Below are 23,348 nucleotides of genomic sequence, written 5' to 3'. Positions count from 1 at the left end.
GTGAATAGCGTGATCGATCGTCGTCAACTGCTCGCCGCGGGGGCGGGCGCCGGCGCCCTGGCCGCCGCCGTTCCGGCTCTGGCTCAGGTCCAGACCGAAGACCAGAAGCTCGACGCGCTTCTGACCCGCCATCTGGAAGAGAACCTGAACGACTCGCCCGAGCAGGTGACGAGCCTCGGCCTCGACACCGGAGCCCGCGCCGCGATGAAGTTCAAGCTGGACGACCGTTCGCTGGCCTCGGTCGCCGACGACCGCGCCCGCGCGGCGCGCCGGCTGAAGGAGTTCGGCGCCATCAACCGCGCCAAGCTGTCGCCGGCCTCGCAGGTCACCTACGACATCACCCAGTTCCGCTACCAGGTCTCCGCCGACGGCGCGAAGACGTTCAACTACGGCTCGATGGGCGGGCGTCCGAACCCGTACATCGTCAGCCAGCTGGGCGGCTCCTACCAGGGCCTGCCGGACTGGCTCGACAACCAGCACAAGATCGCGACCAAGGACGACGCCGACGCCTACGTCTCGCGCCTGAACGCTTTCGCCACGGCGCTCGACCAGGAGACCGAGCGGGTCAAGCACGACGCCGGCGTGGGCGTGATCGCCCCCGACTTCGTGCTGGCCAAGGCCATCGTCCAGCTGAGCGCGCTGCGCGACACCGCCCCGGGCGAGACTTCGCTGGTGCGCTCGCTGGTCCGCCGCGCCCAGGCCGCCGGCGTCGCCGGCGACTACGAAGCCACCGCCACGGCCATCGTGGCCGGCCCGGTCCGCGCCGCCCTGGATCGCCAGATCGACGCCCTGAAGGCCCTGCAGCCGAAGGCGACCCACGAGGCCGGCGTGTGGCGCCTGCCCAAGGGCGAGGCGCTCTACGCCCACGGCCTGAAGTCCAACACCACCACCAGCCTGTCGGGCGAGGAGATCCACAAGATCGGCCTCGACCAGGTCGCCAAGCTGCAATCGGAAATCGACGTGATCCTGAAGGCCCAGGGCATGACCCAGGGCACGGTCGGCGAGCGCATCACCGCGCTCAGCAAGGACCCGCAGCACCTCTATCCGAACACCGACGCGGGCAAGGCCGAGCTGCTGTCCGCCCTGAACGCCCAGGTCCAGGCCATGTGGGCGCGTCTGCCGGAAGTGTTCGCCACCGTGCCGAAGGCGCGCGTGGAGATCCGCCGGGTGCCGGTCACCATCGAGGCCGGCGCGCCGGGCGGCTACTACAACCGCCCCTCGCTCGACGGCTCGCGCCCGGGCGCCTACTACATCAACCTGCGCGACACCTCGGAGTGGCCGAAGTGGGGTCTGCCGACCCTGAGCTACCACGAGGCGGTGCCGGGCCATCACCTGCAGAACGCCCTGGCACTCGAAGCCGGCGAACTGCCGCTCTACCGCCGTCTGGGCAGCTCCTCGTCCTACAACGAGGGCTGGGGCCTGTACGCCGAGCAGCTGGCGATGGAGATGGGCGTCTATGACAACGACCCGCTGGGCCGGGTCGGCTTCCTGCAGTCCTATCTGTTCCGCGCCGTGCGCCTTGTGGTCGACACCGGCATGCACCACAAGCGCTGGAGCCGCGAGCAGGCGATCAAGTGGATGGTCGACAACTGCGGCGAGCCGGAGACCTCGGCCGCCCGCGAGATCGAGCGCTACTGCGTGTGGCCGGGCCAGGCCTGCAGCTACAAGATCGGCCACACGGTCATCGCCCGCATCCGCGACGAGGCCAAGGCCAAGATGGGCGCCAAGTTCGACCTGAAGGGCTTCCACGACGCGGTGCTGCTGAACGGCTCGGTGCCGCTGACCGTGCTGGAGCGCAACGTCGCCGGCTGGGCGGCCAACGCCTGATAGCCCAAGACTGAAATTGCGAAGGCCCCCGGCGTTTCCGCGCCGGGGGCCTTTTGCTTTCAGATCAGGGCGTGCGGGCGAGGGCGGCCTCGGCGTCGGATCTGGCCTTGTCCAGCTCGCGCGCCTGGCCGGGCGTCAGGCCCTCGGTCGGCAGGTCCTGCAGCGCGCGGGCGTAGGCGACCTTGAGCGCGTCGGCCGGCGCGGTCGGCACGTCGGGCTTCACCCCCGTGCCGTTGGGCGTGCCCTTGGTCACCGGGTGCTCGGAGCGGCCGTTCGAGACCCAGGCGCGCAGGCCCGCGCCCAGATCGTACGGCGGCCGGTTCATCGGGTTGGCCCCGCCGCGGGTGGTCTCGCCGACCACGGTCACGCGCCCGGCCGCCTGCAGGTCGTAGGCGAAGGCCTCCGCGGCGGAGATAGTGAAGTTGGCGGTCAGCAGGAAGACCGGGCGGGCGTAGCGCTTCTCGGCCGGATAGTCGGTGGTCTCGCCTGGGACGCGGGTGAAGGTCTCGCCCTCGCGCCAGATCAGCTCGGAGCGGGGGATCGGCGTCGAGGCCATGCGTCCGATCAGGGCGGCCATGGCCGCGCCGCCGCCGCCGCGGTTGGCGCGCAGGTCGATGATCAGGGCCTGCGTGTCCTGCACCAGGTCCATGGCCGCCTCCGCGCGCCTGGCGCCCTCCGGGCTGTCGGAGAACTGGCGCAGGTCGATGTAGCCGATATTGCCCGGCATGCGCTGGACGGTCGCGAAGCCGTAGGCGTCGGCGGCTTCGGTCGCCAGCGGGTTCGCCGGGGCCGGGCGCGGGCCCGGCGCGCTGGCGCGGACGTAGAAGTGGTGGTCGTCCAGCGCCGCGCCGATGTCGCGGGTCAGCCGCTCGGCGAAGGCCGCCTTGTCGCCGATCGCCAGATAGTCGTTCCAGCCGGCCTTCAGCGCCTTGCGCGCCTTCGCGGCCGCGTCGGGGAAGATGTAGGTGTCGAGCGCGGCGTCCAGCGCCTTCAGGGCGGCCGTCGCTTCGGCGCGCGTCAGGGGCTCGGAAGTGGCGGCGGGCGTGGCGGCCTGCGGCGTGGTTTGGGGCGCCGTCTGGGCGGTCACGCCGGCGGCGGATCCGGCCAGCACGGTGGCGAGCACGGCGGCGGCGAGGGTCTTGTGCACGGGGCGGCTCCGAAGCTTTGCTTTGACGCTTGTATCACCCTCTCCGCGCGTCGCGTCCGCCGCCCTGCGACCGAGCGCCGGAACCGCGACGAAGCTGCGACGAAGGTCCGAGCGCTCAGACGCCTGTCCGTGTAGGGTCGATGCGTGTCTTGCTCAGGTTCACGCCCGTGACGTCCACCGCCCAGCCTGTCGTTTCCGATCGCCACTGGCCCCAGGCCCTGCGGCTGATCGGGGGCGTGTGGACGCTGGGCCTGCTGCTGATGATGGCGGGCGGTCTGGCCGAGCCGGACCTGTTCTCGCCGCGCGAGGCGGTGCGGTGGACCGCGCTGGCCGCGCTCGGCGTGATCCTGTGCGCCGGCGCCTGGCGGCTCGCGATCGCCCTTCCCGAGAACCGCCGGCCGGGGCGGATCGTGGTCCTCGGCCTCGTGCTTGCCCTGGCCTGGGCGCTGCACGTCACGGCCGACCTGCAGACCGCCGGCTGGCTGCATCCGGGCGAGGCCCCGCAAGGACAGGTCGTGTCCGACAACCCCCTGTTCGCCCTCACCATGCGCTTGGTGATCACCACCAACGCGGTGCTCTACCTGGCGCTCTACGGCTTCTTCGGCATGGGAGCGACCGGGCTGATCTCGGTGATCGAGACCCGCGAGCGCGACCGTCGCCTGGCCGAGGCCCTGGCGGCGGCCAGTCGCGCGCAGCTGGCGGCGCTGCGCTTCCAGCTCAACCCGCACTTCCTGTTCAACACGCTGAACGCCATCGGCAGCCTGGTGGTCACCAAGCGCGCCAAGGAGGCCGAGGCGATGATCGGCAAGCTGTCGGACTTCCTGCGCGCCTCGCTGGCGGCCGACGCCGAGCCGTTCACGCCGCTGGAGGACGAGCTGGCCGTGACCCAGGCCTATCTGGACATCGAGGCCGAGCGCTTCCGCGACCGCATGCGGGTGGTCTGGGACTGTCCGCCGGAGCTGCTCCGGGCCATGGCGCCCAGCTTCCTGCTGCAGCCGCTGGTCGAGAATGCGGTGAAGTACGCGGTCAGCCCGGCCCTGCGGCCGGTGACCCTGCGCGTGGCGGCGAGCCGCGAGGGCGAGGATCTCGTCCTTTCGGTCGAGGACGACGGGGCCGGCGAGGTGCAGACTGGTCCGCGTCCGCCGGGAATCGGCGTCGGCCTGAACAACGTGCGCGAGCGGCTGGCCTTGTTGTACGGGGCGCGCGCCGCGCTGGACGCGGGCGCGAATGGCGAGGGCTTCCGGGCCGCGGTCCGGTTCCCGCTGACCTGGGCGGAGAGGGCTGCCGCGTGAGCGAGACGATGAGGGTGGTGCTGGCCGACGACGAGCCGCTCGCGCTGGAGCGCCTGGCGGTGGCCTTCGAGGACGTGCCGGGGACCGAGGTGGTGGCGACCGCCCGCAACGGCGTCGAGGCGCTGGACGCCATCGCGCGCCTGCAGCCGGACCTGGCGGTTCTGGACATCCAGATGCCGGGCCGCTCGGGCCTGGGCGTCGCGGCCGACATTCCGGCCGAGCGGCGCCCGGAGATCATCTTCCTGACCGCCTTCGAGCACCACGCGGTCGACGCCTTCGACGTGGAGGCGGCCGACTATCTGCTCAAGCCGCTGCGGCTGGACCGCCTGCGTCAGGCGGTGGACCGGGTGCGCCGCCGCCGTGAGGGCCGCCGGCCGGCGGCGGTGGACGCGCCGCCGGTGGCGGGAGACTTCTGGGTGCAGGGGCGCCTGGGGCTGGAGCGGGTGCCGCTGAAGGCGATCGAGTGGATCGAGGCGGCCAAGGACTACGTCTTGCTGCACACCGCCCAGCGCAGCCATATCCTGCGCGCCACCATGGCGGCGCTGGAGGAGCGGCTGGATCCGCAGGAGCTCATGCGCGTGCATCGCTCAGCCTTCGTGCGGCCTGAAGCGGTGCGCGAGTTCCAGCCGAACGGAGCCGGCGGGGCGGTGCTGATCCTCGCCGACGGCGTCGCCGTGCCGGTCGGCCCCAGCTACATGCCCGCCGCGAAGCGCAAATTCTCGACCTGAGGCGACCATACCTGCGGCCAGGGTGAACTGCGGCGGACACAAGCCATGAGGTCCTGAGTTGAGCCGCCGTTTGGAGGCGCTTTCCATGACCGTGATCATCAATGACGATCCGATTTTCGGGACCGTGGAGTTTGGCGACGACTCCGGCACCCTCGCCGACCGGACGCGTGCCGGGGACCAGACCATCCACGAACTGGAGGGTGGGTTCGGCGCGCTGGTCGGCGACGCCCGCACGCTCGCTGAAGGGGCCAGCGGCGGGGACGACGATATTCTCGGGCAGAACGAGAGTGCGGTCACCGTCGTCGGCGATGCGTTCGACATGCTCGGCAAGACCCGCGGCGGCGACGATATTCTCAGCGCGCGCGGGACGTTCGAGGCCAAGGCCGTCGGCGACGCCTTGACCATGAGCGACCGGGCTGTCGGCGGGAACGACGATATCCGCGTCGCCGGCGACTTTGGCGCGATCGCTTACGGCGACGCCGTGAGCATGACCGGCCGGACCCGCGGTGGGGACGACCACCTGGGCGGCGTCACCCCCTTCCACGGCGGCATGGAGCTGTACGGCGACGCCGACACGATGAGCGGTCGCGCCGGCGGCGGCGATGACACGATCATGGGTGACGACCTGTTCAGCAGGCTCGTCGGCGACGCCAAGACCCTGAGCGACAACGCCCGCGGCGGGAACGACGTTCTGATCGCGAAGGACCAGAACCCGACCTTCTTCCCCGCCATCACCGAGATGTACGGCGACGGTTTGACGCTGGAGGGCCAGGCCCGGGGCGGAAACGACCGGCTGGTCAGCGGCCAGGGCGAGACGGACCGGATGTGGGGCGACGCAGCCGCCATGTCCGATCAGGCGCGCGGCGGGGCGGACCGGTTCGTGTTCGGCGCGGAGAACGGCAAGGACACCATCGAGGACTTCCAGACGAGCCGCGACCGTATCGAACTCCACGACACCGACGTTCACAATTTCCGCGAGCTCTCGGCGCTGTTCGAGCAGACGGCGGACGGCGTGCTGATCCAGTTCGACGCGGACAACTCGATCCTGGTGAAAGGCGTGAGCGAGCTGCACCGCGGCGACTTCCTGTTCACCTGAGCGGAGCAGAGCCGCGGCGAACGAGTTTGAGCGCGGCTTTCAGTCGCGGCGCAGGGCCTCGGGGCGGTGGATCGCCTCGCCGCCGGTCCTGTCGCTGCGCACCCGGTATTCGGGGTGGGCCTTGTCCGGCCTGGCCAAGTGTCCGCCGGCGCGGGTGGTCTTGGTCTCTTTCCGCACGACCTCGCCGCGGGTCTCGCCCTGCGGCGTGTTCCAGCGGACCTTGTCGCCCGGCTTGAAATCCTTGTCGACCATGGGGTTCGCCTCCGTTTCGGGGAGAGCGGGCGAGGGCGGAACGCGTTCCGTTCGCGGGGTGAAAGAGAACATCTTGCGAACATGGAACGAAACGAGTACGGTTCAGCTCATGGGGACGCTTCGAGCGGTCGAGACGGCGGGGCTCTCCGGCAGACACGGTTTGGAATCGTGCGATAGGGGAGGCCCGAAGTGACACAGGCGGCATTGAGACTCGTGGGCAAGGACGAAGCGGACAAGCAACGCGCGCTGGAAGCGGCGCTGGCTCAGATCGACCGGGCGTTCGGCAAGGGCTCGGTGATGAAGCTGGGCGCCGGCGGCAAGGTGGTGGAGATCGAGTCGGTCTCGACCGGCTCGCTTGGCCTCGACCTGGCGCTGGGCATCGGCGGCCTGCCGAAGGGCCGCATCGTGGAGATCTACGGGCCGGAAAGCTCGGGCAAGACGACGCTGGCCCTGCACACCGTGGCCGAGGTCCAGAAGGCCGGCGGCGTGGCCGCCTTCGTGGACGCCGAGCACGCGCTGGACCCGGTCTACGCCAACAAGCTGGGCGTCAACCTCGACGACCTGCTGGTCTCTCAGCCGGACACCGGCGAACAGGCGCTGGAGATCACCGACACCCTGGTCCGCTCCGGCGCGATCGACATCATCGTGATCGACTCGGTGGCGGCCCTGACGCCCAAGGCCGAAATCGAAGGCGAGATGGGCGACAGCCTGCCGGGCCTGCAGGCCCGCCTGATGAGCCAGGCGCTGCGCAAGCTGACCGCGTCGATCTCCAAGTCCAAGTGCCTGGTGATCTTCATCAACCAGATCCGCCACAAGATCGGGGTGATGTACGGTTCGCCGGAGACCACCACCGGCGGCAACGCCCTGAAGTTCTACGCCTCGGTGCGCCTGGACATCCGCCGCACCGGCGCGATCAAGAACCGCGACGAGGTGGTCGGCAACGCCACCCGTGTGAAGGTGGTGAAGAACAAGGTGGCCCCGCCGTTCCGCGAGGTCGAGTTCGACATCATGTACGGCGAGGGCGTGTCGAAGATCGGCGAGATCATCGACCTGGGCGTCAAGGCCGGGGTGATCGAGAAGTCGGGCTCCTGGTTCTCCTACTCCAGCACCCGCATCGGCCAGGGCCGCGAGAACGTGCGCGAGTTCCTGAAGACCAACCCCGACGTGGCCGCCGAGATCGAGCGCCGGGTGCGCGGCCAGTCCGCCAAGCTTTCCGAAGAGCTGCTGGGCACGCCCGAGCCCGACGAAGGTCAGGACTCCTGACCCTCTAGAGTTCCCGTCGAGGGCGACCGGCGCGACCCGCCGACCGACCCCGCGCCGTCAGCGTCCTCACGGTCCCTGAGGCGCCCGCCCTCCCGGCGGGCGCCTCAACTTTATCTGGGGAAACCAGGCGCCCGCCCTCCCGGCGGGCGCCTCAACTTTATCCGGGGAAACCAGGCGCCCCGCCTTCCCGGCGGGCGCCCGGTTCTTTTCCGTGGCGCGACCTTCGTGCGCCTGGAAGGCCCGTCAGCCCGCTTGCCGCGCCGCAGCAAAGCGCTTGGCTCCCCGGGGGGGCTCTCTCTATATGAGCGGTCTCTTTTCCGCTCCCGCGCGCGCGAGTCCCCATGGCCTCCCTGAACCAGATCCGCAGCACCTTCCTCGACTACTTCGGCAAGAACGACCACGAGGTGGTGCCCTCGGCTCCGCTGGTGCCGCAGAACGACCCGACGCTGATGTTCGTCAACGCGGGGATGGTGCCGTTCAAGAACGTGTTCACCGGCGGCGAGACCCGGGCGATCCCGCGCGCGACCTCCTCGCAGAAATGCGTGCGCGCCGGCGGCAAGCACAACGACCTGGACAACGTCGGCTACACCGCGCGCCACCACACCTTCTTCGAGATGCTCGGCAACTTCTCGTTCGGCGACTACTTCAAGGAGCGCGCGATCGAGCTGGCCTGGAACCTGGTCACCAAGGAGTACGGCATCCCCCAGGACCGTCTGATGGTGACGGTCTACATCGACGACGACGAGGCCCACGGTCTGTGGAAGAAGGTCGCCGGCCTGTCCGACGACCGCATCGTCCGGATCGCCGGGTCCGACAACTTCTGGTCCATGGGCGACACCGGGCCGTGCGGCCCCTGCACCGAGATCTTCTACGACCACGGCCCGAGCGTGGCCGGCGGCCCTCCGGGCAGCGCGGACGCCGACGGCGACCGCTGGGTCGAGATCTGGAACCTGGTGTTCATGCAGTTCGAGCAGTCGGCCGACGGCTCGCGCAAGCCCCTGCCCAAGCCGTCGATCGACACCGGCATGGGCCTGGAGCGCCTGGCCGCCGTGCTGCAGGGCGTGCACTCCAACTACGACACCGACCTGTTCCGCGCCCTGATCGCGGCCAGCGAAGAGGCCACCAAGGTGAAGGCCGAGGGCGACCGCGCCCCGTCGCACCGGGTGATCGCCGACCACCTGCGTTCGTCGTCGTTCCTGATCGCCGACGGGGTCACCCCGTCCAATGAGGGCCGCGGCTACGTGCTGCGCCGCATCATGCGCCGGGCCATGCGCCACGCCCACCTGCTGGGCGCGCAGGAGCCGCTGATGCACCGTCTGGTGCCGGCCCTTGTGGCCCAGATGGGCGACGCCTATCCGGAGCTGAAGCGGGCCGAGGCCTTCGTCACCGAGACCCTGCGCCAGGAGGAGGAGCGGTTCCGCACCACGCTGGGCCGCGGCATGAGCCTGCTCGACACCGCCACCAAGGACCTGGGCGAAGGCGGGGCCATTCCGGGCCAGACCGCCTTCACCCTGTACGACACCTACGGCTTCCCGCTGGACCTGACCGAGGACGAGGCGCGCCGCCGCGGCCTGACCGTCGACGTCGAGGGCTTCAACGCCGCGATGGACGAGCAGCGTCAGCGCGGCAAGCAGAACTGGAAGGGCTCCGGCCAGGTCGCCGCCGCGGCCGAGTGGTTCGCCATCCGCGACCGCCTGGGCCCGACCCAGTTCGTCGGCTACGACCACACCGAAGCGACGGCCGAGACCCTGGCCATCCTGAAGGACGGCCAGCCGGTCGACCACGCCGACGCCGGCGACACCGTCGAGGTCGTGTTCGACCGCACGCCCTTCTACGCCGAGAGCGGCGGCCAGGCCGGCGACACCGGCGAGATCGAATGGGCCGGCGGCTCGGGCCACGTGCTGGACACCGCCAAGCAGGCCGGCGACCTGCACGTGCACAAGATCCGGATCGGCTCGGCGCGCCTGTCGGTCGGCGACCACGCGCACCTGTACGTCGACGCCGAGCGGCGCACCCGCACCCGCGCCAACCACTCCGCCACCCACCTGCTGCACGCCGCGCTGAAGAACGTGCTGGGTCCGCACGTGGCCCAGAAGGGCCAGATGGTCGACGGCGAGCGCATCCGCTTCGACTTCAGCCACGGCCAGCCGCTGACCGCCGCCGAGCTCGACCGGATCGAGGACGAGGTGAACGCCGTCGTCCGCCAGAACCTGCCGGCCGACATCCAGGTCATGGCTCCGCAGGCGGCCATGGAGGCCGGCGCGGTCGCCCTGTTCGGCGAGAAGTACGGCGACGAGGTCCGCGTGCTGACGCTGGGCCAGGCGCTGGAAGGCGAGGGGGCCTATTCGGTTGAGCTGTGCGGCGGCACCCACGTGGCCCGCACCGGCGACATCGCCCTGTTCAAGATCGTCTCCGAAGGCGGCGTCGCCGCCGGCGTGCGCCGCATCGAGGCCCTGACCGGCGAGGCGGCGCGCCGCTACCTGCTCGACCAGGCCAACGTCTCTGTCGGGCTGGCCCAGCAGTTCAAGGTGCAGCCGGCCGACGTCCCGGCCCGCATCGAGGCCCTGATCGCTGAGCGCCGCAACCTCGAGAAGCAGCTGGCCGACGCCAAGCGCCAGCTGGCGCTGGGTGGCGGCGGCGGCGCGGCCGCCGGCCCCGAGGAGATCGGCGGGGTGAAGTTCATGGGCCGCGTGCTGGACGGCGTCGGCGGCAAGGAGCTGCGCCCGATCGCCGAGGAGTTCAAGAAGCAGGTCGGCTCGGGCGTCGTCGCCGTGGTCGGCGTGGCCGAGGGCAAGGCGGCGGTGACCGTCGCCGTCACCCCGGACCTCACGGGGCGCTTCAACGCCGCCGAACTGGCTCGCGCCGCGGTGATCGCCATGGGCGGCCAGGGCGCCGGCGGCAAGCCGGACTTCGCCCAGGGCGGCGCGCCGGACGCCACCAAGGCCGACGCCGGCGTCGAGGCGGTGAAGGCGGCGCTGGCCGGCTGAGGCGGCGCACAGGCTGAAATGCGAAGGGCCCGGAGCGAGAGCTCCGGGCCCTTTCGTTTGCGCGGGCGTTCGATCTTGCCGAGGCCGGTGCCGCCTATCCTGTTCCTCGTCGTTTTCGGCCTGCTCGTGCTTCAGGATATCCTGCCCGCTTGGCGTCAAGACCGCAGCAGAGCCTAGACCTGCGAGTTTCGTCGAGGCGCCTGCGCCTTCGCCGCCTGCGATAGCGCGAACTTCAAACAGTCCGAGCCGGTTCTCCGCAGGCAGCTGCCGAGTGAGGGCGGTCGAGATGTCGAAGATTTTGGCGCCCCTTCTGGCGTCCGCGTTCGTAGGTCTCGCGGGATGCGCGACCGAGGTCACGACCGAGACCGCGCCCGACGCGAACCTGTCGGCCTATCGCAGCTACGCCTGGAACGATCAGACCGCGCCTCAGGGCATGAGCCCGGTCCTGTTCGACAACGTCCGCGCGGTGATCGACCGTGACCTGCAGGCGCGCGGCTTCGCCCGTGGGCCCAATCCCGATTTCATCGTCTCGATCGAGCTGATCTCGTCGGCCTGGAACAACACCTACGACTACTACGACATGCCGAGCTGGTATTTCGGTTGGGGCATCACGCCGGACACCCGCGTGAACGGTTCGCTGATGATCACCGTCTACGACGCCCGCACCCAGCAGCCGGTCTGGCACGGCAAGGGCACCAAAAGCCTCGGATCGCACGTGAGCCAGTCCGACATCGAACAGATCGTCGATCCGGTCGTGGCGCAGTTTCCCGTCGGCGCCCCGCCGCCTTCCCGCTGATCCGGGCACGTCCGCTCACTCCAGCCGCCACGGCACGTCGATCAGGGTCACGTCCTCGCCGCCGTGCTTGAGGATGTGGGCGCGCAGCGCCCGCGCGCGGTGGGCGTGCAGCGGGTACTCCCACCAGCGCCGGCCGACGATCTGGGGGATCAGCACGGCGATGCTTCGTCGAGGGCCGAAGCTCTCCTCCAACTCCTCGGTCAACTTCAGGAACGGCTCGTGCAGCGAGCGGCGCTGGGCCGCCAGAACGAACAGCCTGGGCGGCGGCCGTCCGGCCGTGCGCGCCGGGTCCTCGACATAGATCCGCCAGTCCCGCTTGAGGCCGGTCAGGTCCTCGTCCTCGTCGGGGCCGGAGAGCTGGCTCAGGTGCACGCCGATGACGTCGGGCGACAGGGTCAGGGCGAACTGCACCGCCTTTTCCGCGACCCGGTTCCACCGCTCCAGAGCGACCAGGACCAGCATCGGCCGCCCGGGGCGGAAGACCACCGGGCGGGTGGCGGCGACCTCTTTCTCCAGCCGCCGATAGTAGCGGCCGATGGTGTGCAGGAGGGCGATCACCAGCGGGATGGCCAGGGCGGTGATCCAGGCGCCCTCGAAGAACTTGGCGGTCAGGATCACCGCCAGGGCCGCGCCCGTGGTCAGGGCGCCGACGGCGTTGATCGCCAGGTGGGCCGAATGGCCGCGGCGCTCGGCGGCGCTTTTCGCCTGCCTCAGCATGCGCCGCCAGTGCAGCACCATGCCGGCCTGCGACAGGGTGAAGGTCAGGAAGGCGCCGATGGCGAACAGCGGGATCAGCCGGTCGGTGATGCCCCCGAACGCGACCAGCAGCACGCCGGCGCAGGCGCAAAGGTAGAGCATGCCCACCGAGAACACGAGGCGGCGTCCCGACAGGGTGAAGGACTTGGGCAGGAAGCCGTCGGCGGCGACCGTGCGGCAGAGCCGGGGAAAGCCCGCGAAGCTGGTGTTGGCCGAGAGCGCCAGCACGCTCAGCAGGGCGCCGATCGCCACGTAGTAGAACACGCCCTGGCCGACCACGGCGGCGGCCAGCTGGGACAACACGCTGCGATAGCCGGCGCGGCTCTGGTCCATGGCCCCGACGTGGTAGGCGCTGGCCAGCCAGGCGATGCCGGCCAGCAGCACGCCCAGTATGGCGACGATGGCGGCGAGCGTCCGGTGGCCGTAGCGCACGCGCGGCTCGCGAAAGGCGCCCATGCCGTTGCTGACCGCCTCTACGCCGGTCATGGCCGTGCAGCCGCTGGCGAAGGCGTGCAGCAGCAGCCAGGCCGACGCCGCCTGGGTGGCCGGCCCCAGCGGCGCCGGGCTGACCAGCGGGTGCGGCGCGCCGGCGGCGGCCAGAGTCCGCACGACCCCGATCAGCAGGATCAGCAGGAAGCTGGCGACGAAGAGGTAGGTCGGGATCGCGAACAGCCGCCCGGCGTCGAGCGTGCCCCTCAGGTTCACGACCGTGACGACGGCGAGGATGCCGAGGCACAGGGGCAGGATGTGCGGGTGCAGGGCCGGCACGGCCGAGACCAGGGCGCCGACCCCGGCCGATATGCCGACCGCCACGTTCAGCACGTAATCGATCATCAGGGCGGCGGCGGCCAGAAGGCTGGCCCCGGTCCCCAGGTTCTCGCGCGCCACGATGTAGGCTCCGCCGTTCGACGGATAGGCGGCGATGGTCTGCCAGTAGGAGGCGAACAGGACGGCCAGCAGGCACACGATCGGGGCCATCACCCAGCCGATGAAGGCCAGGCTCGCCGCGCCCAGCGGCATGAGGATGGTCAGCGCCGCCTCCGGCCCGTAGGCCGAGGAGCCCAGCCCGTCCAGGCCCATGGCCGGCACGCCCTCGAACGCGCCGATCTTGCGTTCGGGAGAGTCCCGGTTGGCCAGCCGGCGGCCCAGGATCAGTCGCCAAAGGTTCAAGCCGCCTCCGCTCGCCGTCGGCGGCTAAACTGCCGGGCGCGGGGATTGTGCGGGCGCTCAGGGCCGCCGTGTCGCCACATTCTCGCTTACGGTCGAACGGCTCAGCTGGGGGCAAGCGTATGAAGGCTCTGGTCTCAGTGGCGGTCCTGGCCGCCGCCCTGCTCACGGGCGCCTGCGGCGAGCGCGCCGACGCTCAGGCCGCCGCGCCGGCTTCGACCGCCGCGTCCGAGGGCGGGCCTTACGTGCTGACGGGCACCCAGGTCTGGAGCGTTCCGGACCCCGTGTCCGGGCGCCAGTACGAGGTGTTCGTCAGTCTGCCGGCCGACTACGAGGCGCATCCTGAGCGGCGCTATCCGGTGCTCTACGTCACCGACGCCGACTACGCCTTCCCGGTGATCCGCAGCATCGCCCGGCGCGTGAACCTCGACGGTCCGGTGCTGGAGGACTTCATCCTGGTCGGACTGTCCTACGCCCGCGGCGACAGCGGCGCCGACAGCCGCCGGCGCGACTACACCCCCACCCCGAACGGCCCGAACAAGGCCGTGCATGGCCAGGGCGCAGCCTATCAGGCCTATCTGAAGTCGCAGGTCCTGCCCTTCGTCGAAGGCCGCTTCCGCGCCGATCCGGCGCGCCGGGTGCTGCTGGGCCATTCCTACGGCGGCCTGCTGGGCGCCCAGATCCTGCTGACCGACCCGACCCTGTTCCACGGCTACGTGCTGGGCAGCCCGTCCTTCTGGTACGACCAGCGCCACGTCATGAAGATGGAGGCGGCCTACGCCCGCGCGCACCGCGACCTGCCGGCCGAGGTGTTCATGTACGTGGGTGGTTTTGAGACGATCGGGCCGGGCCCGCGCCAGAACCGCACAAACGACCTGGTCGGCGACATGGCCGCCTTCGAGCGGGTGCTGAAGTCGCGCCGCTATCGCGGCCTGCACGTCCGGTCCGTGGTGTTGGACGGCGAGGATCACCTGACCGTGGCGCCGGTGGGCTTCACGCGTGCGCTGATGGCGGTGCTGCCGGCGAAGGCCGATGCGGGCGCGTAGACGTCAGGCGAACGCCACGCTGGCGACGACCAGCAGGATGAGCGCGGGAAGGATCACTTTGTGCATGGCCGGGGTGTCCCACACGTGGATGTCCGCCCGGGGTGCTGCAAGGCCGGCGCCGTTGCGGCTCAGGCGGTGAGCCAGCCGGCCAGCAGGGTCAGGGTCACGGCCGAGGCCAGGGTGGCCAGGGCCACGACCTGGGCCGCGCCGCGCGCGAACACGCCGTAGGCCCGGGCCTGGACGAAGACGGTGACCGCGGTCGGACAGGCGGCCATCAGCACCGCGACCGTGCGGAAGGCGGCCGAGGCCCCGACCAGGCCGGTGGCGATCCAGACCAAGGCGGGGGAGACGAGCAGCTTGGACGCCGCCGCCCAGGCCACCGGCGGCAGCTCGGCCCGGGGCGCGTGGCCGGCCTCCAGGGTTAGCACCGCGCCCAGCGCCACCAGGGCCACGGGGCTGGCGGTGGCGGCCAGGGCGCCGGCCGCGGCGTCGATCGGGCCGGGCAGGACCAGGCCCGCCGCCAGCATGATCGCCCCGACCAGGGCGGCTACGACCACGGGGTTGCCAGCCACGCTCTTCAGCGCGCCGGCCCCGCGGATCACGCCGACGCTGCACGACAGCAGGATCACCGCGTCTATGGCCATGATGGCGCTGGCGGCCGAGCGGGCGTCCTCGCCCAGCACCGATACGGTCAGCGGCAAGCCCAGGAAGGCGGTGTTGCCGACGGTCGCCGCCATGGCCGCCCCGGCCCGCACCTCGCGCGGCCAGTTGAGCGCCCGGCCGAGGCCTATGGTCAGCAGCAGGGGCAGGGCGGCGGCGGCGACGTAGGCGCCAAGCCCGCGCGCGTCCGCCAGGCTGGGCGGCGCCGCATGCGACAGGCCGAAGATGAGCAGGGCCGGAAAGCCGATCCAGTAGACGTAGCGCGACAACCCCTGTGCGGCGGCCGCGTCCAGCAGCTTCAGCCGCGCGGCCAAGCCGCCCGCGCCGATGATCAGGAAGAAGGGGAGGACGCGCGAGAGGACGAAGAGCATGACGCCGCCTCGGTGCGCGCGCGTGGGCGGCGGGTCAAGGCGAGAGAGCGCTGCGGACCTGAGCGGGCCCGAAATCCTCGTCCTTCGACAAGCTCAGGATGAGGATTTCTACAGCGCTCCCATTAGCCCTCACCCTGAGCTTGTCGAAGGGCGAGGGCGGCTCCTCAGCTCACTCGGCCGGCTGGTACGTCGTGCAGAACGCCGCCAGCTTGTTGCCGACCGGGTCGCGCACATAGGCCAGGTAGTAGTTCGGGCTGCCGTACTGCGGGCGCGGGCCAGGCGCGCCTTCGCAGGTCCCGCCGGCGGCCAGGGCTGCGGCGTGGAAGGCGTCGACGTGGGCCGGGGTCGGGGCGTGCAGGCCGACCATGATGCCGTTGCCGGCGCGCGCGGCGTTCCCGTCGGCCGGCTTGGCCAGCATGACGCCCGGCGCGTCCGGATTGGCGGTCGAGCCGTAGCCGGCCCAGCCGTCCTTGTCCCACTTGCGCTCGCAGCCCAGCGCCGCCAGCACCGGGTCGTAGAAGGCCATGGCCTTGTCGAGGTCGTCGTGGCCGATGGTGACGTAGCTGATCATGTCGCTCTCCTGAGGGCGGCCGAAGCGTAGCGCTTCGTGCGAACGAAGCAAGAACGCAGTTCGCCGGTCAGGACGCTAGTGCGCGGGAACGGGCGCGGGCGTGGCGGCCGGGGCCGTCGCCGCCGACGCGGACGTCGGCAGGCCGAGGTGCACCAGCTTCCACTTGAACAGGCCCTTGCGCTCGAAGGTGAAGATGGTTTCGCCGGACGGGCCGGGTACGCCCAGGCGGGCGCGGTTCGGCCCCCAGTAGCGCACCGAGGGCGTGTTCGCCGGCTGGTCGACCGGCGTGTCCTTGGGCGCGGCGCGGCCGGCGCCGAGGGTCAGCCGATAGAGCGCCTTGGGCGAAAGGTAGGCGTCGGCCCCGGGCGCGGTGAACGGCTCGATGGCGTGCTTCAGCGCGCCGAGCGGGTCCTGGAACACGTCGGGGCCCGGCGTCGGGGCGGCGACCAGCTGCGGCTGCAGGCTGCGGCGCACGGCGGCGAAGTCGACCAGGTCGGAAAGCGCGTCCACGTCCTCGGTCTGGGCGGCCGAGCGCAGGGCGAAGAACGCGCCGATCGGCGCGAACACGAAGGCCCCGGCCGCGCCGAGCACGGCGACGATCAGCAGGATCGGCAGCAGGCGTTGCATCTTCCCCTCGCTTCCCCGAGCGAGCGGCGGACCATGCGCGTCGCGCCGCTGTTAACCTTCACCTTGTCCCGGTTTTGCGAAGGTTTGTCGAGGAACGTCGGTCGACGAGCCGCGCAAACGAAAACCCCCGCCGCGCGGAGCGCGCGGCGGGGGCTGATGGTGGACCGTAAGGTCAGGCGGCTCAGGCCGCCTTGGCCATGGCCTTCTCGAGGTTCTCGGCGACCTTGTCGAGGAAGCCCTCGGTGGTCAGCCAGCCCTGCTGGTCGCCGACCAGCAGCGCCAGGTCCTTGGTCATGAAGCCGTCTTCGACGGTCGCGACCGTGACCTTCTCCAGGGTCTCGGCGAAGGTCTGCAGCTCGGCGTTGCCGTCCAGCTTGGCGCGGTGCTTCAGGCCGCGGGTCCAGGCGTAGATCGAGGCGATCGAGTTGGTCGAGGTCGACTCGCCGCGCTGGTGCTGGCGGTAGTGGCGGGTGACGGTGCCGTGGGCGGCTTCCGACTCCACGACCTTGCCGTCCGGGGTCATCAGCACCGAGGTCATCAGGCCCAGCGAGCCGAAGCCCTGAGCCACGACGTCCGACTGCACGTCGCCGTCGTAGTTCTTGCAGGCCCAGACGAAGCCGCCCGACCACTTGATGGCCGCGGCCACCATGTCGTCGATCAGGCGGTGCTCGTAGGTCAGGTTCCGCGCCTTGAACTCGGCCGCGAACTCGGCGTCGAACACCTCCTGGAAGATGTCCTTGAAGCGCCCGTCATAGGCCTTGAGGATGGTGTTCTTGGTCGACAGGTAGACTGGGAAGTTGCGCTGCAGGCCGTAGGCGAAGCTGGCGCGGGCGAACTCCGCAATCGAGTCGTCGAGGTTGTACATGCCCATGGCCACGCCGGCCGACGGGAACTGGAACACCTCGTGCTCGATGGTCTTGCCGTCCTGGCCTTCGAACTTGATGGTCAGGCGACCCGGGCCCGGGACCTTGAAGTCGGTGGCCTTGTACTGGTCGCCGAAGGCGTGACGGCCGACGACGATCGGCTGGGTCCAGCCCGGCACCAGGCGCGGGACGTTCTTGCAGATGATCGGCTCGCGGAAGACCACGCCGCCCAGGATGTTGCGGATGGTGCCGTTCGGCGACTTCCACATCTTCTTGAGGTTGAATTCCTTCACCCGGGCTTCGTCCGGGGTGATGGTGGCGCACTTCACGCCCACGCCGTGGCGCTTGATGGCCTCGGCCGCGTCGACCGTCACCTTGTCCTCGGTGGCGTCGCGGTTCTCGATCGACAGGTCGTAATAGTCGAGCTGCAGGTCGAGGTACGGGAAGATCAGCTTGTCCTTGATCAGCTTCCAGATGATGCGGGTCATCTCGTCGCCGTCGATGTCGACGACCGGATTGGCGACCTTGATCTTGGCCATGTGACTTCCATCCCTCTCTTACAGTTCGCGCGAGCGCAGGCGGCGCACAGGGCCGGGCCGCGGCGCGGGTGGGCGCCCGTATAAACGCTCGGACGAAGCGGCGCCAGCGGGGACCCGGGGCGGAGGCGCGTCAGGCCCTCGGCAGAATCCCGGGTGAGGGTCGGGATTAGGCCTGAGCGACTTCGGGACGGGATGGCCGGATGGTCGGCGGCCACGCGTGGTCGCCCGGCCGGGCTCCGCGTGCGTCACGACGAGGGGGCCGGGGAGGGAGCCGAACCATGACCCGAGCCGTCCCGCGCTCGACGCTCGCGCTCGCGACCAGAGCCCTGGCCGCCGCGGCCGTTCTCGCCGCCGCGGCCTCGCCGGCCTCGGCCGACGACGACGCGCGCGCGATCCTGAAGTCCATGTCGGACTATCTGGCCAGCCAGAACAATCTCTCCGCCCGGTTCGACGTCGACCTGGACGTCATCACCCCGGAGATCGAGCGGATCAGCTACAGCGCCTCGGGCGAGCTGGCGCTGGCCCGGCCCGACAAGCTCCACGTCCAACGCACCGGCGGCTACTCCGACGTGGAACTGGTGTTCGACGGCAAGACCGCCACGGTGTTCGACCGCTTCCACAAGACCTACAGCCAGGTGCCGGCGCCGGGCTCGGTGGACCAGCTGATCGACCTGCTGCGCACCAAGTACATGTTCGAGATGCCGGGCGCGGACCTGCTGCTGACCCGCAGTTACGACGAGCTGATGTCCGGCGTGATCGAGGCCAAGCACATCGGCGAGGGCGTCATAAACGGGGAGGAGTGCGAGCACCTCGCCTTCCGCAACGTCGACACCGACTGGCAGCTGTGGGTCCGCAAGGGCGCCCAGCCGCTGCCGTGCAAGTACGTGATCACCAGCAAGATGGTGGCCGGCGGGCCGCAGTACGCCGTCACCCTGCACGACTGGAAAACTGGCGCCGCGCCCGCCACGGCGTTCTCGTTCAACGCGCCCGCGGGGGCGAAGTCCGTCGCGCTCGACGCCATGTCGAGCATCGGCGAACTGCCCGCGCCTGCGCAGGCCGGAGCCAAGCCATGATCGCCCGACGCCTGTTCACCGTCGCCGTCGCGGCCGCCGCCTTCGCGGGCGGCCTGTCGTGGAGCGGCGTGCTGCTGCCCGCCAAGCCCTCAGACCTGGTCAGCCAGGCCCAGGCGGTGGTCGGGCGGCCGGCGACCCCGGTCAGCTACGCCGGCGTGGCGCGCCGCACGACCCGGCGCACCGTCGCCGCCACGGCCGCGGTGACCGCCCCGGTCTACGCCGCCCCGGTCGCGGCCGCGGCGGTCTACGCGCCCGGGTGCGTGGCGGTGGTCGACAGCTACGGGCGCACGGTCTACCGCTGCCCCTGAGGAGAGGCTACGCGGGGTGACGGCCGGGGCGGAGCGGCGTAAACGCCTCGCCCATGACCGAGCTCGTTCCGCCCTGCGTGATCCTCAACGAACCCCAGCTGGCCGAAAACATCGGCGCGGTGGCGCGGGTGATGGCCAACTTCGGCCTTAGCGACCTGCGCCTGGTGCGACCGCGCGACGGTTGGCCCCAGGAGCGGGCCTGGGCCTCGGCGTCCGGGGCCAACTGGCCGCTGGACGGGGCCAAGGTGTTCGAGCGGATCGAGGACGCGATCGCCGACCTGCGGCTGCTCTACGCCACCACCGCGCGGCCGCGCGAGACCCAGCTGCCGGTGATCACGCCCCGCGAGGCGGCCGCCAAACTGTACGACGCCAGCGCCGAGGGGCTGGGCACGGGCCTGCTGTTCGGCGGCGAGCGGGCCGGCCTGGAAACCCACGACATCGCCCTGTCGCAGGGCATCGTCACCATTCCGATCGACCCGAAGTTCCACTCGCTGAACCTGGCCCAGGCGGTGGCGGTGAACGCCTACGAGTGGCGCACGCGGGTGCTGGACGCGCCGCCGCCGCGCTTCCGCGAGGGCCCGCCTCCGGCCGACCAGGCGATGATGATCGGCCTGTACGAACAGCTGGAGCACGAGCTCGACGAGGCCGGCTTCTTCCATCCGCCGGAGAAGCGCCCCTCGATGGTGCGCAACCTGCGCGTGGCCCTGTCGCGGGCCCGCTTCTCTGATCAGGAGGTGCGCACGTTCCGCGGCGTGGTCACCGCGCTGAGCCGCGGGCGCGGCCGTGTGCTGGCCAAACTGGCGGCGGCCCGCGAGGCGCAGAAACCGCAGGGGTGAACCGACGCCGCGGACGGACGCGCAACTCGCAAGCCGGCCGTGAGTTTGAAGAGGCGCAACTTCGTCCGTTTGCGGCGCAGGCTCCGGCCGCGCCGATCGTTGCCGGAGCGCGAGCCATGGGCCGCGGTATGAAGCGCCTCTTCATCTTCCTGACCATCCTCTACTGGGTGGCCATGGGCGCATGGGCGCTGGACGGGACTTCCGTCGGCTTCGACTCCGAGGACGTCAGCGGCGACCGGATCGGCTTCGCGCTGGGCCTCTACGCCTTCGCCTTCGGCGTCGGCTGGACCATCTGCGGGTTCATGCCGAGGAACCGGGATTGACCTTCGCGGCGCGTCCGCCGGGGTGACGGGAAGGGGCGACTTGCGATAGGTCGCCGTCGGAGCCCGGCCGTCAGGCGGATGTTAACCGGAATCCGCCATTCACCATTCCAGAGAGGACCCGCCCATGCCCATGTCGCAGGACGATCTGAAGGCGCATATCCGCGAGGCGTTCCCGGACGCGGACATCGTCATCCAGGACCTGGCCGGCGACGGCGACCACTATCGTGCGAAGATCACCTCCAAGGCCTTCGCCGGCGTGCCGCGCGTGAAGCAGCACCAGATGGTCTACGCGGCCCTCAAAGGCAAAATGGGCGGCGAACTGCATGCCCTCGCGCTGGAGACCAGCGCGCCCAGAGAGGACTGAAAGCGCGTGCGCTACCGTCAGTTCGGCCGGTCAGGCATGACCCTGTCGGCCATCACCCTGGCCCTGACCGACGAAGCCACCATGCGCGGGCCGCAGGCCTGCCGCGAGCTGATCTACGCGGCGCTGGAGCAGGGCATCAACAGCTTCCACATGGCCAGCGCCGACCCGGACCTGCCGGGCATCGTGGGCGAAGCCCTGTCGGTGGTGGACCGCAACCTGGTGTTCGTGTCCCAGCGCCTGGGCGTGGTCGCCGACGGACGCAAGACCACGCGCGACTTCTCGGGCGAGGCGCTGAGCGCCGCGGTCGACCACGCGCTGGAGACCTCCAGCCTCGAGCAGATCGACCTGGTCATGCTGGACAACCCCAGCGCCGACGAGTTTCCGCAGCGCGCCCTGTCGGCTCTGAAGGCCCTGCGCTCGGTCGGCAAGGTGCGCCTGCTGGGCGTGGCCGGCGACAACGACGCCATGGAGGCCTACGTCTCGACCGGCGCCTTCGACGTGCTGGCGACGCCCTACCACCTGCGCTCGGGCTGGAAGGAGCGCAACCGCCTCAAGGCCGCGGTCAGCCTGGACATGGGCGTGCTGGCCTACGACTGGTACCCGGCCGAGCTCTCCAGTCCGAAGAAGGTCGAAGCCATGGCCCAGCCGCAGCCGGCGCGCCGCGGCTTCCTGTTCGGCGGCGCCAAGCCTGCACCGGCGGCCCCGACCAACAGCCCGTTGCAGGGCATGGGCACCTACGCCTTCCTGCACCAGACCAAAGGCTGGACCGCCGAGGAGATCTGCCTGGCCTACGCCCTGACCGAGCCGGCGGTGGCCAGCTGCATGGTCTCGGCGGCCGACGCGGTCCGCCTGGGCTCGCTGGGCGCGGTGCCGGATCGCGATTTGCCGTCCGGCCTGCCGGCCCAGATCGAGATGGCCCGCTTCGGGCCGGACCATTCGTCGTCTTGACCCAGCGGGATCAGGCCCCTAGCTCAGGCTCGAGATTCTAAAGGGGTATCCCCGTGACCGAAGCCGCCGCCGCCGATCCCGTCCACGCCTTCATCGCCGACACCGTCGGCCAGAACGACGTCGTCCTGTTCATGAAGGGCACGCCCGACCAGCCGCGCTGCGGCTTCTCGTCGGTCGTGGTGCAGATCCTCGACCACCTGGGCGTCGGCTTCGTGGGCGTGGACGTGCTGCAGGACGAAGACCTGCGCAACGGCATCAAGTCCTACTCCGACTGGCCGACCATTCCGCAGCTCTACGTGAAGGGCGAGTTCGTCGGCGGCTCGGACATCGTGCGCGAGATGTTCCAGTCGGGCGAGCTTCAGCCGTTCTTCACCGAAAAGGGCGTGTCGGCGGCGTGAGGAACGCCTTCCAGCCGCCGGCCGACCGGAAGGTCTTCACCCTTCCGCTCGAGATCCGCCCCGAGCACATCGACGACAACGGCCACGTCAACAACGTGGTCTATGTCGGCTGGCTGCAGGACGTCGGCACGGCGCACTGGAATTCGCTGTTTCCGGCCGACGAGCGGGCCAGGTGGTCGTGGGTGGCGCTGCGCCACGAGATCGACTACCGCCGCCCGCTGATGCCCGGCGACGCCGCCCGGGCCGTGACCTGGGTGGGTGAGCCGAAGGGCCCGCGCTTCGATCGCTTCGTGCTGATCGAGGGGCCGAACGGGATCGCCGCCCAGGGCCGCACCGAATGGTGCCTGGTGGACGCCCGGACCATGCGCCCGGTGCGCATCCCCGACGTCATGCTGGAGCCCTTCGCCCAGGCGGCGGAGTAGATTTCCCTCTCCCATAGGGAGAGGGCGGGGCCCACGCGAAGCGTGGGAGGGTGAGGGGTTAGGCGGCTGGCCGCGGGTCCCTCATCCTTCCCATCCACCTTCGGCGGACGGGCCCCTTCCTTCTCCCGGCCGGGAGAAGGAAAGCGTTCTCACCACGGCATGAAGCTGTTCTGCACCTCGACCACCTGCTCCTTGGAGAGGCCCAGCTCCTCCAGGCTCCAGGTCAGCCACACGCCTTCACGCATGAAGGCGCGGCAGTTGTCGGGCTTCAGGCGGACCACGGCGATCTTCGGGCGGGCGCCCGAGCGGTCGACGCGCGCCTCGACCGTGTCCTTGGTGGTGCAGCCGTTGGAGTTCAGACGGGCGGAGAAGCCGCGCTCGTCGAACTGGGCGCCGTAGATCGATTCAAAGCGGGACGAGGCCGGCGTGGTGACGCGCACGTCCGCGTCGGTGTCGGCGGCCACGATCACGCAGCCGGACAGGGCGGGCGCCACGGCCAGGGCGGCGACGACGGCGAGAGACTTCACGTTCATAGGGTGGGAGATCCCCGTTCTTGTTGACGGGGCTACCTGCGCCGTTTCGCGCTGAACCGCACGTGAACAATCGGCAAGACGGGCGGGTTCGGACGCCGGGGTTGAAACCGGCGGGGGACAACTTAGCTGTTCAGCCGGATCCGCAACACAGGTTG

The 23,348-nt window shown here is 70.5% G+C and carries 24 protein-coding genes and 1 pseudogene; 17 read left to right on the top strand and 8 right to left on the bottom strand.

What is annotated here, in order from left to right; genetic code table 11:
• The first annotated feature begins 9 nt into the window (after positions 1–9).
• On the top strand, positions 10–1,827 hold the full coding sequence (locus H8B08_RS11445) for a DUF885 family protein (RefSeq protein WP_187450324.1): 1,818 nt from the start codon (positions 10–12) through the stop codon (positions 1,825–1,827).
• A gap of 64 nt (positions 1,828–1,891) precedes the next feature.
• On the opposite strand, the gene H8B08_RS19585 is transcribed toward H8B08_RS11445, so the two are convergent.
• Positions 1,892–2,974, bottom strand: coding sequence for a S41 family peptidase (locus H8B08_RS19585; RefSeq protein WP_187450323.1), 1,083 nt, complete (start codon positions 2,972–2,974; stop codon positions 1,892–1,894).
• Between the two features lie 167 nt (positions 2,975–3,141).
• Between H8B08_RS19585 and H8B08_RS19580 the strand changes: the two genes are divergently transcribed.
• The 3 genes from H8B08_RS19580 (at position 3,142) to H8B08_RS11425 (ending at position 6,090) form a co-directional block, all read left to right on the top strand.
• Positions 3,142–4,266 (top strand): histidine kinase, encoded by a 1,125-nt coding sequence (locus tag H8B08_RS19580; protein ID WP_187450322.1) that lies wholly within the window; start codon positions 3,142–3,144, stop codon positions 4,264–4,266.
• Entirely contained in the window at positions 4,263–4,994 is a 732-nt protein-coding gene (locus tag H8B08_RS11430) for a LytTR family DNA-binding domain-containing protein (RefSeq protein WP_222934424.1), read from the top strand. Before H8B08_RS19580 ends, H8B08_RS11430 begins: the two co-directional genes overlap by 4 nt.
• 85 nt (positions 4,995–5,079) lie before the next feature.
• On the top strand, positions 5,080–6,090 hold the full coding sequence (locus tag H8B08_RS11425; RefSeq protein WP_187450321.1) for a hypothetical protein: 1,011 nt from the start codon (positions 5,080–5,082) through the stop codon (positions 6,088–6,090).
• Between the two features lie 39 nt (positions 6,091–6,129).
• On the opposite strand, the gene H8B08_RS11420 is transcribed toward H8B08_RS11425, so the two are convergent.
• Positions 6,130–6,342: a DUF2945 domain-containing protein gene (locus tag H8B08_RS11420; RefSeq protein WP_187450320.1), complete on the bottom strand. Its 213-nt coding sequence runs from the start codon at positions 6,340–6,342 to the stop codon at positions 6,130–6,132.
• A gap of 189 nt (positions 6,343–6,531) precedes the next feature.
• On the opposite strand from H8B08_RS11420, the gene recA reads away from it, so the two are divergent.
• The 3 genes from recA (at position 6,532) to H8B08_RS11405 (ending at position 11,388) form a co-directional block, all read left to right on the top strand.
• Positions 6,532–7,605 (top strand): recombinase RecA, encoded by a 1,074-nt coding sequence (gene recA, locus H8B08_RS11415; protein ID WP_187450319.1) that lies wholly within the window; start codon positions 6,532–6,534, stop codon positions 7,603–7,605.
• A 341-nt stretch (positions 7,606–7,946) separates the two neighbouring features.
• Complete coding sequence (alaS, locus tag H8B08_RS11410; protein WP_187450318.1) at positions 7,947–10,592, top strand: alanine--tRNA ligase; 2,646 nt, start codon at positions 7,947–7,949, stop codon at positions 10,590–10,592.
• Between the two features lie 286 nt (positions 10,593–10,878).
• Positions 10,879–11,388 (top strand): DUF4136 domain-containing protein, encoded by a 510-nt coding sequence (locus H8B08_RS11405; RefSeq protein WP_187450317.1) that lies wholly within the window; start codon positions 10,879–10,881, stop codon positions 11,386–11,388.
• A 15-nt stretch (positions 11,389–11,403) separates the two neighbouring features.
• On the opposite strand, the gene H8B08_RS11400 is transcribed toward H8B08_RS11405, so the two are convergent.
• Positions 11,404–13,314 (bottom strand): APC family permease, encoded by a 1,911-nt coding sequence (locus H8B08_RS11400; protein WP_187450316.1) that lies wholly within the window; start codon positions 13,312–13,314, stop codon positions 11,404–11,406.
• Positions 13,315–13,433: 119 nt separating this feature from the next.
• Here H8B08_RS11400 and H8B08_RS11395 point away from each other — a divergent pair, with 119 nt between their 5' ends.
• On the top strand, positions 13,434–14,357 hold the full coding sequence (locus tag H8B08_RS11395) for an alpha/beta hydrolase (protein WP_187450315.1): 924 nt from the start codon (positions 13,434–13,436) through the stop codon (positions 14,355–14,357).
• Between the two features lie 128 nt (positions 14,358–14,485).
• Here H8B08_RS11395 and H8B08_RS11390 read toward each other — a convergent pair whose 3' ends face one another.
• Positions 14,486–15,388 carry an AEC family transporter gene (locus H8B08_RS11390; protein ID WP_187450314.1) on the bottom strand — a complete coding sequence of 301 codons (903 nt, stop codon included), beginning with the start codon at positions 15,386–15,388 and terminating at the stop codon, positions 14,486–14,488.
• Here H8B08_RS11390 and H8B08_RS19575 point away from each other — a divergent pair.
• Positions 15,387–15,554, top strand: a pseudogene (locus H8B08_RS19575) (hypothetical protein); the annotation flags it as partial. The gene H8B08_RS11390 and the pseudogene H8B08_RS19575 sit on opposite strands and share 2 nt — an antisense overlap.
• Positions 15,555–15,557: 3 nt before the next feature.
• Here the strand turns inward: H8B08_RS19575 and H8B08_RS11385 are convergent.
• The 3 genes from H8B08_RS11385 to H8B08_RS11375 form a co-directional block, all read right to left on the bottom strand.
• Positions 15,558–15,959, bottom strand: coding sequence for a VOC family protein (locus tag H8B08_RS11385; protein ID WP_187450313.1), 402 nt, complete (start codon positions 15,957–15,959; stop codon positions 15,558–15,560).
• Between the two features lie 75 nt (positions 15,960–16,034).
• Complete coding sequence (locus H8B08_RS11380; RefSeq protein WP_187450312.1) at positions 16,035–16,586, bottom strand: DUF2939 domain-containing protein; 552 nt, start codon at positions 16,584–16,586, stop codon at positions 16,035–16,037.
• 181 nt (positions 16,587–16,767) lie between these two features.
• Positions 16,768–17,988: an NADP-dependent isocitrate dehydrogenase gene (locus H8B08_RS11375; RefSeq protein WP_187450311.1), complete on the bottom strand. Its 1,221-nt coding sequence runs from the start codon at positions 17,986–17,988 to the stop codon at positions 16,768–16,770.
• 278 nt (positions 17,989–18,266) lie between these two features.
• On the opposite strand from H8B08_RS11375, the gene H8B08_RS11370 reads away from it, so the two are divergent.
• The 8 genes from H8B08_RS11370 (at position 18,267) to H8B08_RS11335 (ending at position 22,660) form a co-directional block, all read left to right on the top strand.
• Entirely contained in the window at positions 18,267–19,061 is a 795-nt protein-coding gene (locus tag H8B08_RS11370) for a DUF2092 domain-containing protein (RefSeq protein WP_187450310.1), read from the top strand.
• Positions 19,058–19,369: a hypothetical protein gene (locus H8B08_RS11365; protein WP_187450309.1), complete on the top strand. Its 312-nt coding sequence runs from the start codon at positions 19,058–19,060 to the stop codon at positions 19,367–19,369. The genes H8B08_RS11370 and H8B08_RS11365 overlap by 4 nt, the downstream gene beginning before the upstream one ends.
• Positions 19,370–19,422: 53 nt before the next feature.
• On the top strand, positions 19,423–20,205 hold the full coding sequence (locus tag H8B08_RS11360) for an RNA methyltransferase (protein ID WP_187450308.1): 783 nt from the start codon (positions 19,423–19,425) through the stop codon (positions 20,203–20,205).
• Positions 20,206–20,321: 116 nt separating this feature from the next.
• The gene (locus H8B08_RS11355) at positions 20,322–20,528 is read left to right on the top strand and encodes a hypothetical protein (protein WP_187450307.1); all 207 of its coding nucleotides are present in this window, start codon (positions 20,322–20,324) and stop codon (positions 20,526–20,528) included.
• Positions 20,529–20,652: 124 nt separating this feature from the next.
• The gene (locus H8B08_RS11350) at positions 20,653–20,892 is read left to right on the top strand and encodes a BolA/IbaG family iron-sulfur metabolism protein (RefSeq protein ID WP_163261300.1); all 240 of its coding nucleotides are present in this window, start codon (positions 20,653–20,655) and stop codon (positions 20,890–20,892) included.
• A gap of 6 nt (positions 20,893–20,898) precedes the next feature.
• The gene (locus tag H8B08_RS11345; RefSeq protein ID WP_187450306.1) at positions 20,899–21,840 is read left to right on the top strand and encodes an aldo/keto reductase; all 942 of its coding nucleotides are present in this window, start codon (positions 20,899–20,901) and stop codon (positions 21,838–21,840) included.
• A gap of 53 nt (positions 21,841–21,893) precedes the next feature.
• Complete coding sequence (grxD, locus tag H8B08_RS11340) at positions 21,894–22,238, top strand: Grx4 family monothiol glutaredoxin (RefSeq protein ID WP_187450305.1); 345 nt, start codon at positions 21,894–21,896, stop codon at positions 22,236–22,238.
• The gene (locus H8B08_RS11335; protein ID WP_187450304.1) at positions 22,235–22,660 is read left to right on the top strand and encodes a thioesterase family protein; all 426 of its coding nucleotides are present in this window, start codon (positions 22,235–22,237) and stop codon (positions 22,658–22,660) included. The genes grxD and H8B08_RS11335 overlap by 4 nt, the downstream gene beginning before the upstream one ends.
• Before the next feature lie 149 nt (positions 22,661–22,809).
• Here H8B08_RS11335 and H8B08_RS11330 read toward each other — a convergent pair whose 3' ends face one another.
• On the bottom strand, positions 22,810–23,193 hold the full coding sequence (locus H8B08_RS11330) for a hypothetical protein (protein ID WP_187450303.1): 384 nt from the start codon (positions 23,191–23,193) through the stop codon (positions 22,810–22,812).
• Positions 23,194–23,348: the final 155 nt, after the last annotated feature.

The organism is Caulobacter sp. 17J80-11 (assembly GCF_014349105.1).
GTDB lineage: Bacteria > Pseudomonadota > Alphaproteobacteria > Caulobacterales > Caulobacteraceae > 17J80-11.
The sequence above is the reverse complement of the archived record's forward strand: the minus strand, read 5'-3'. Positions and strand labels throughout refer to the sequence as shown.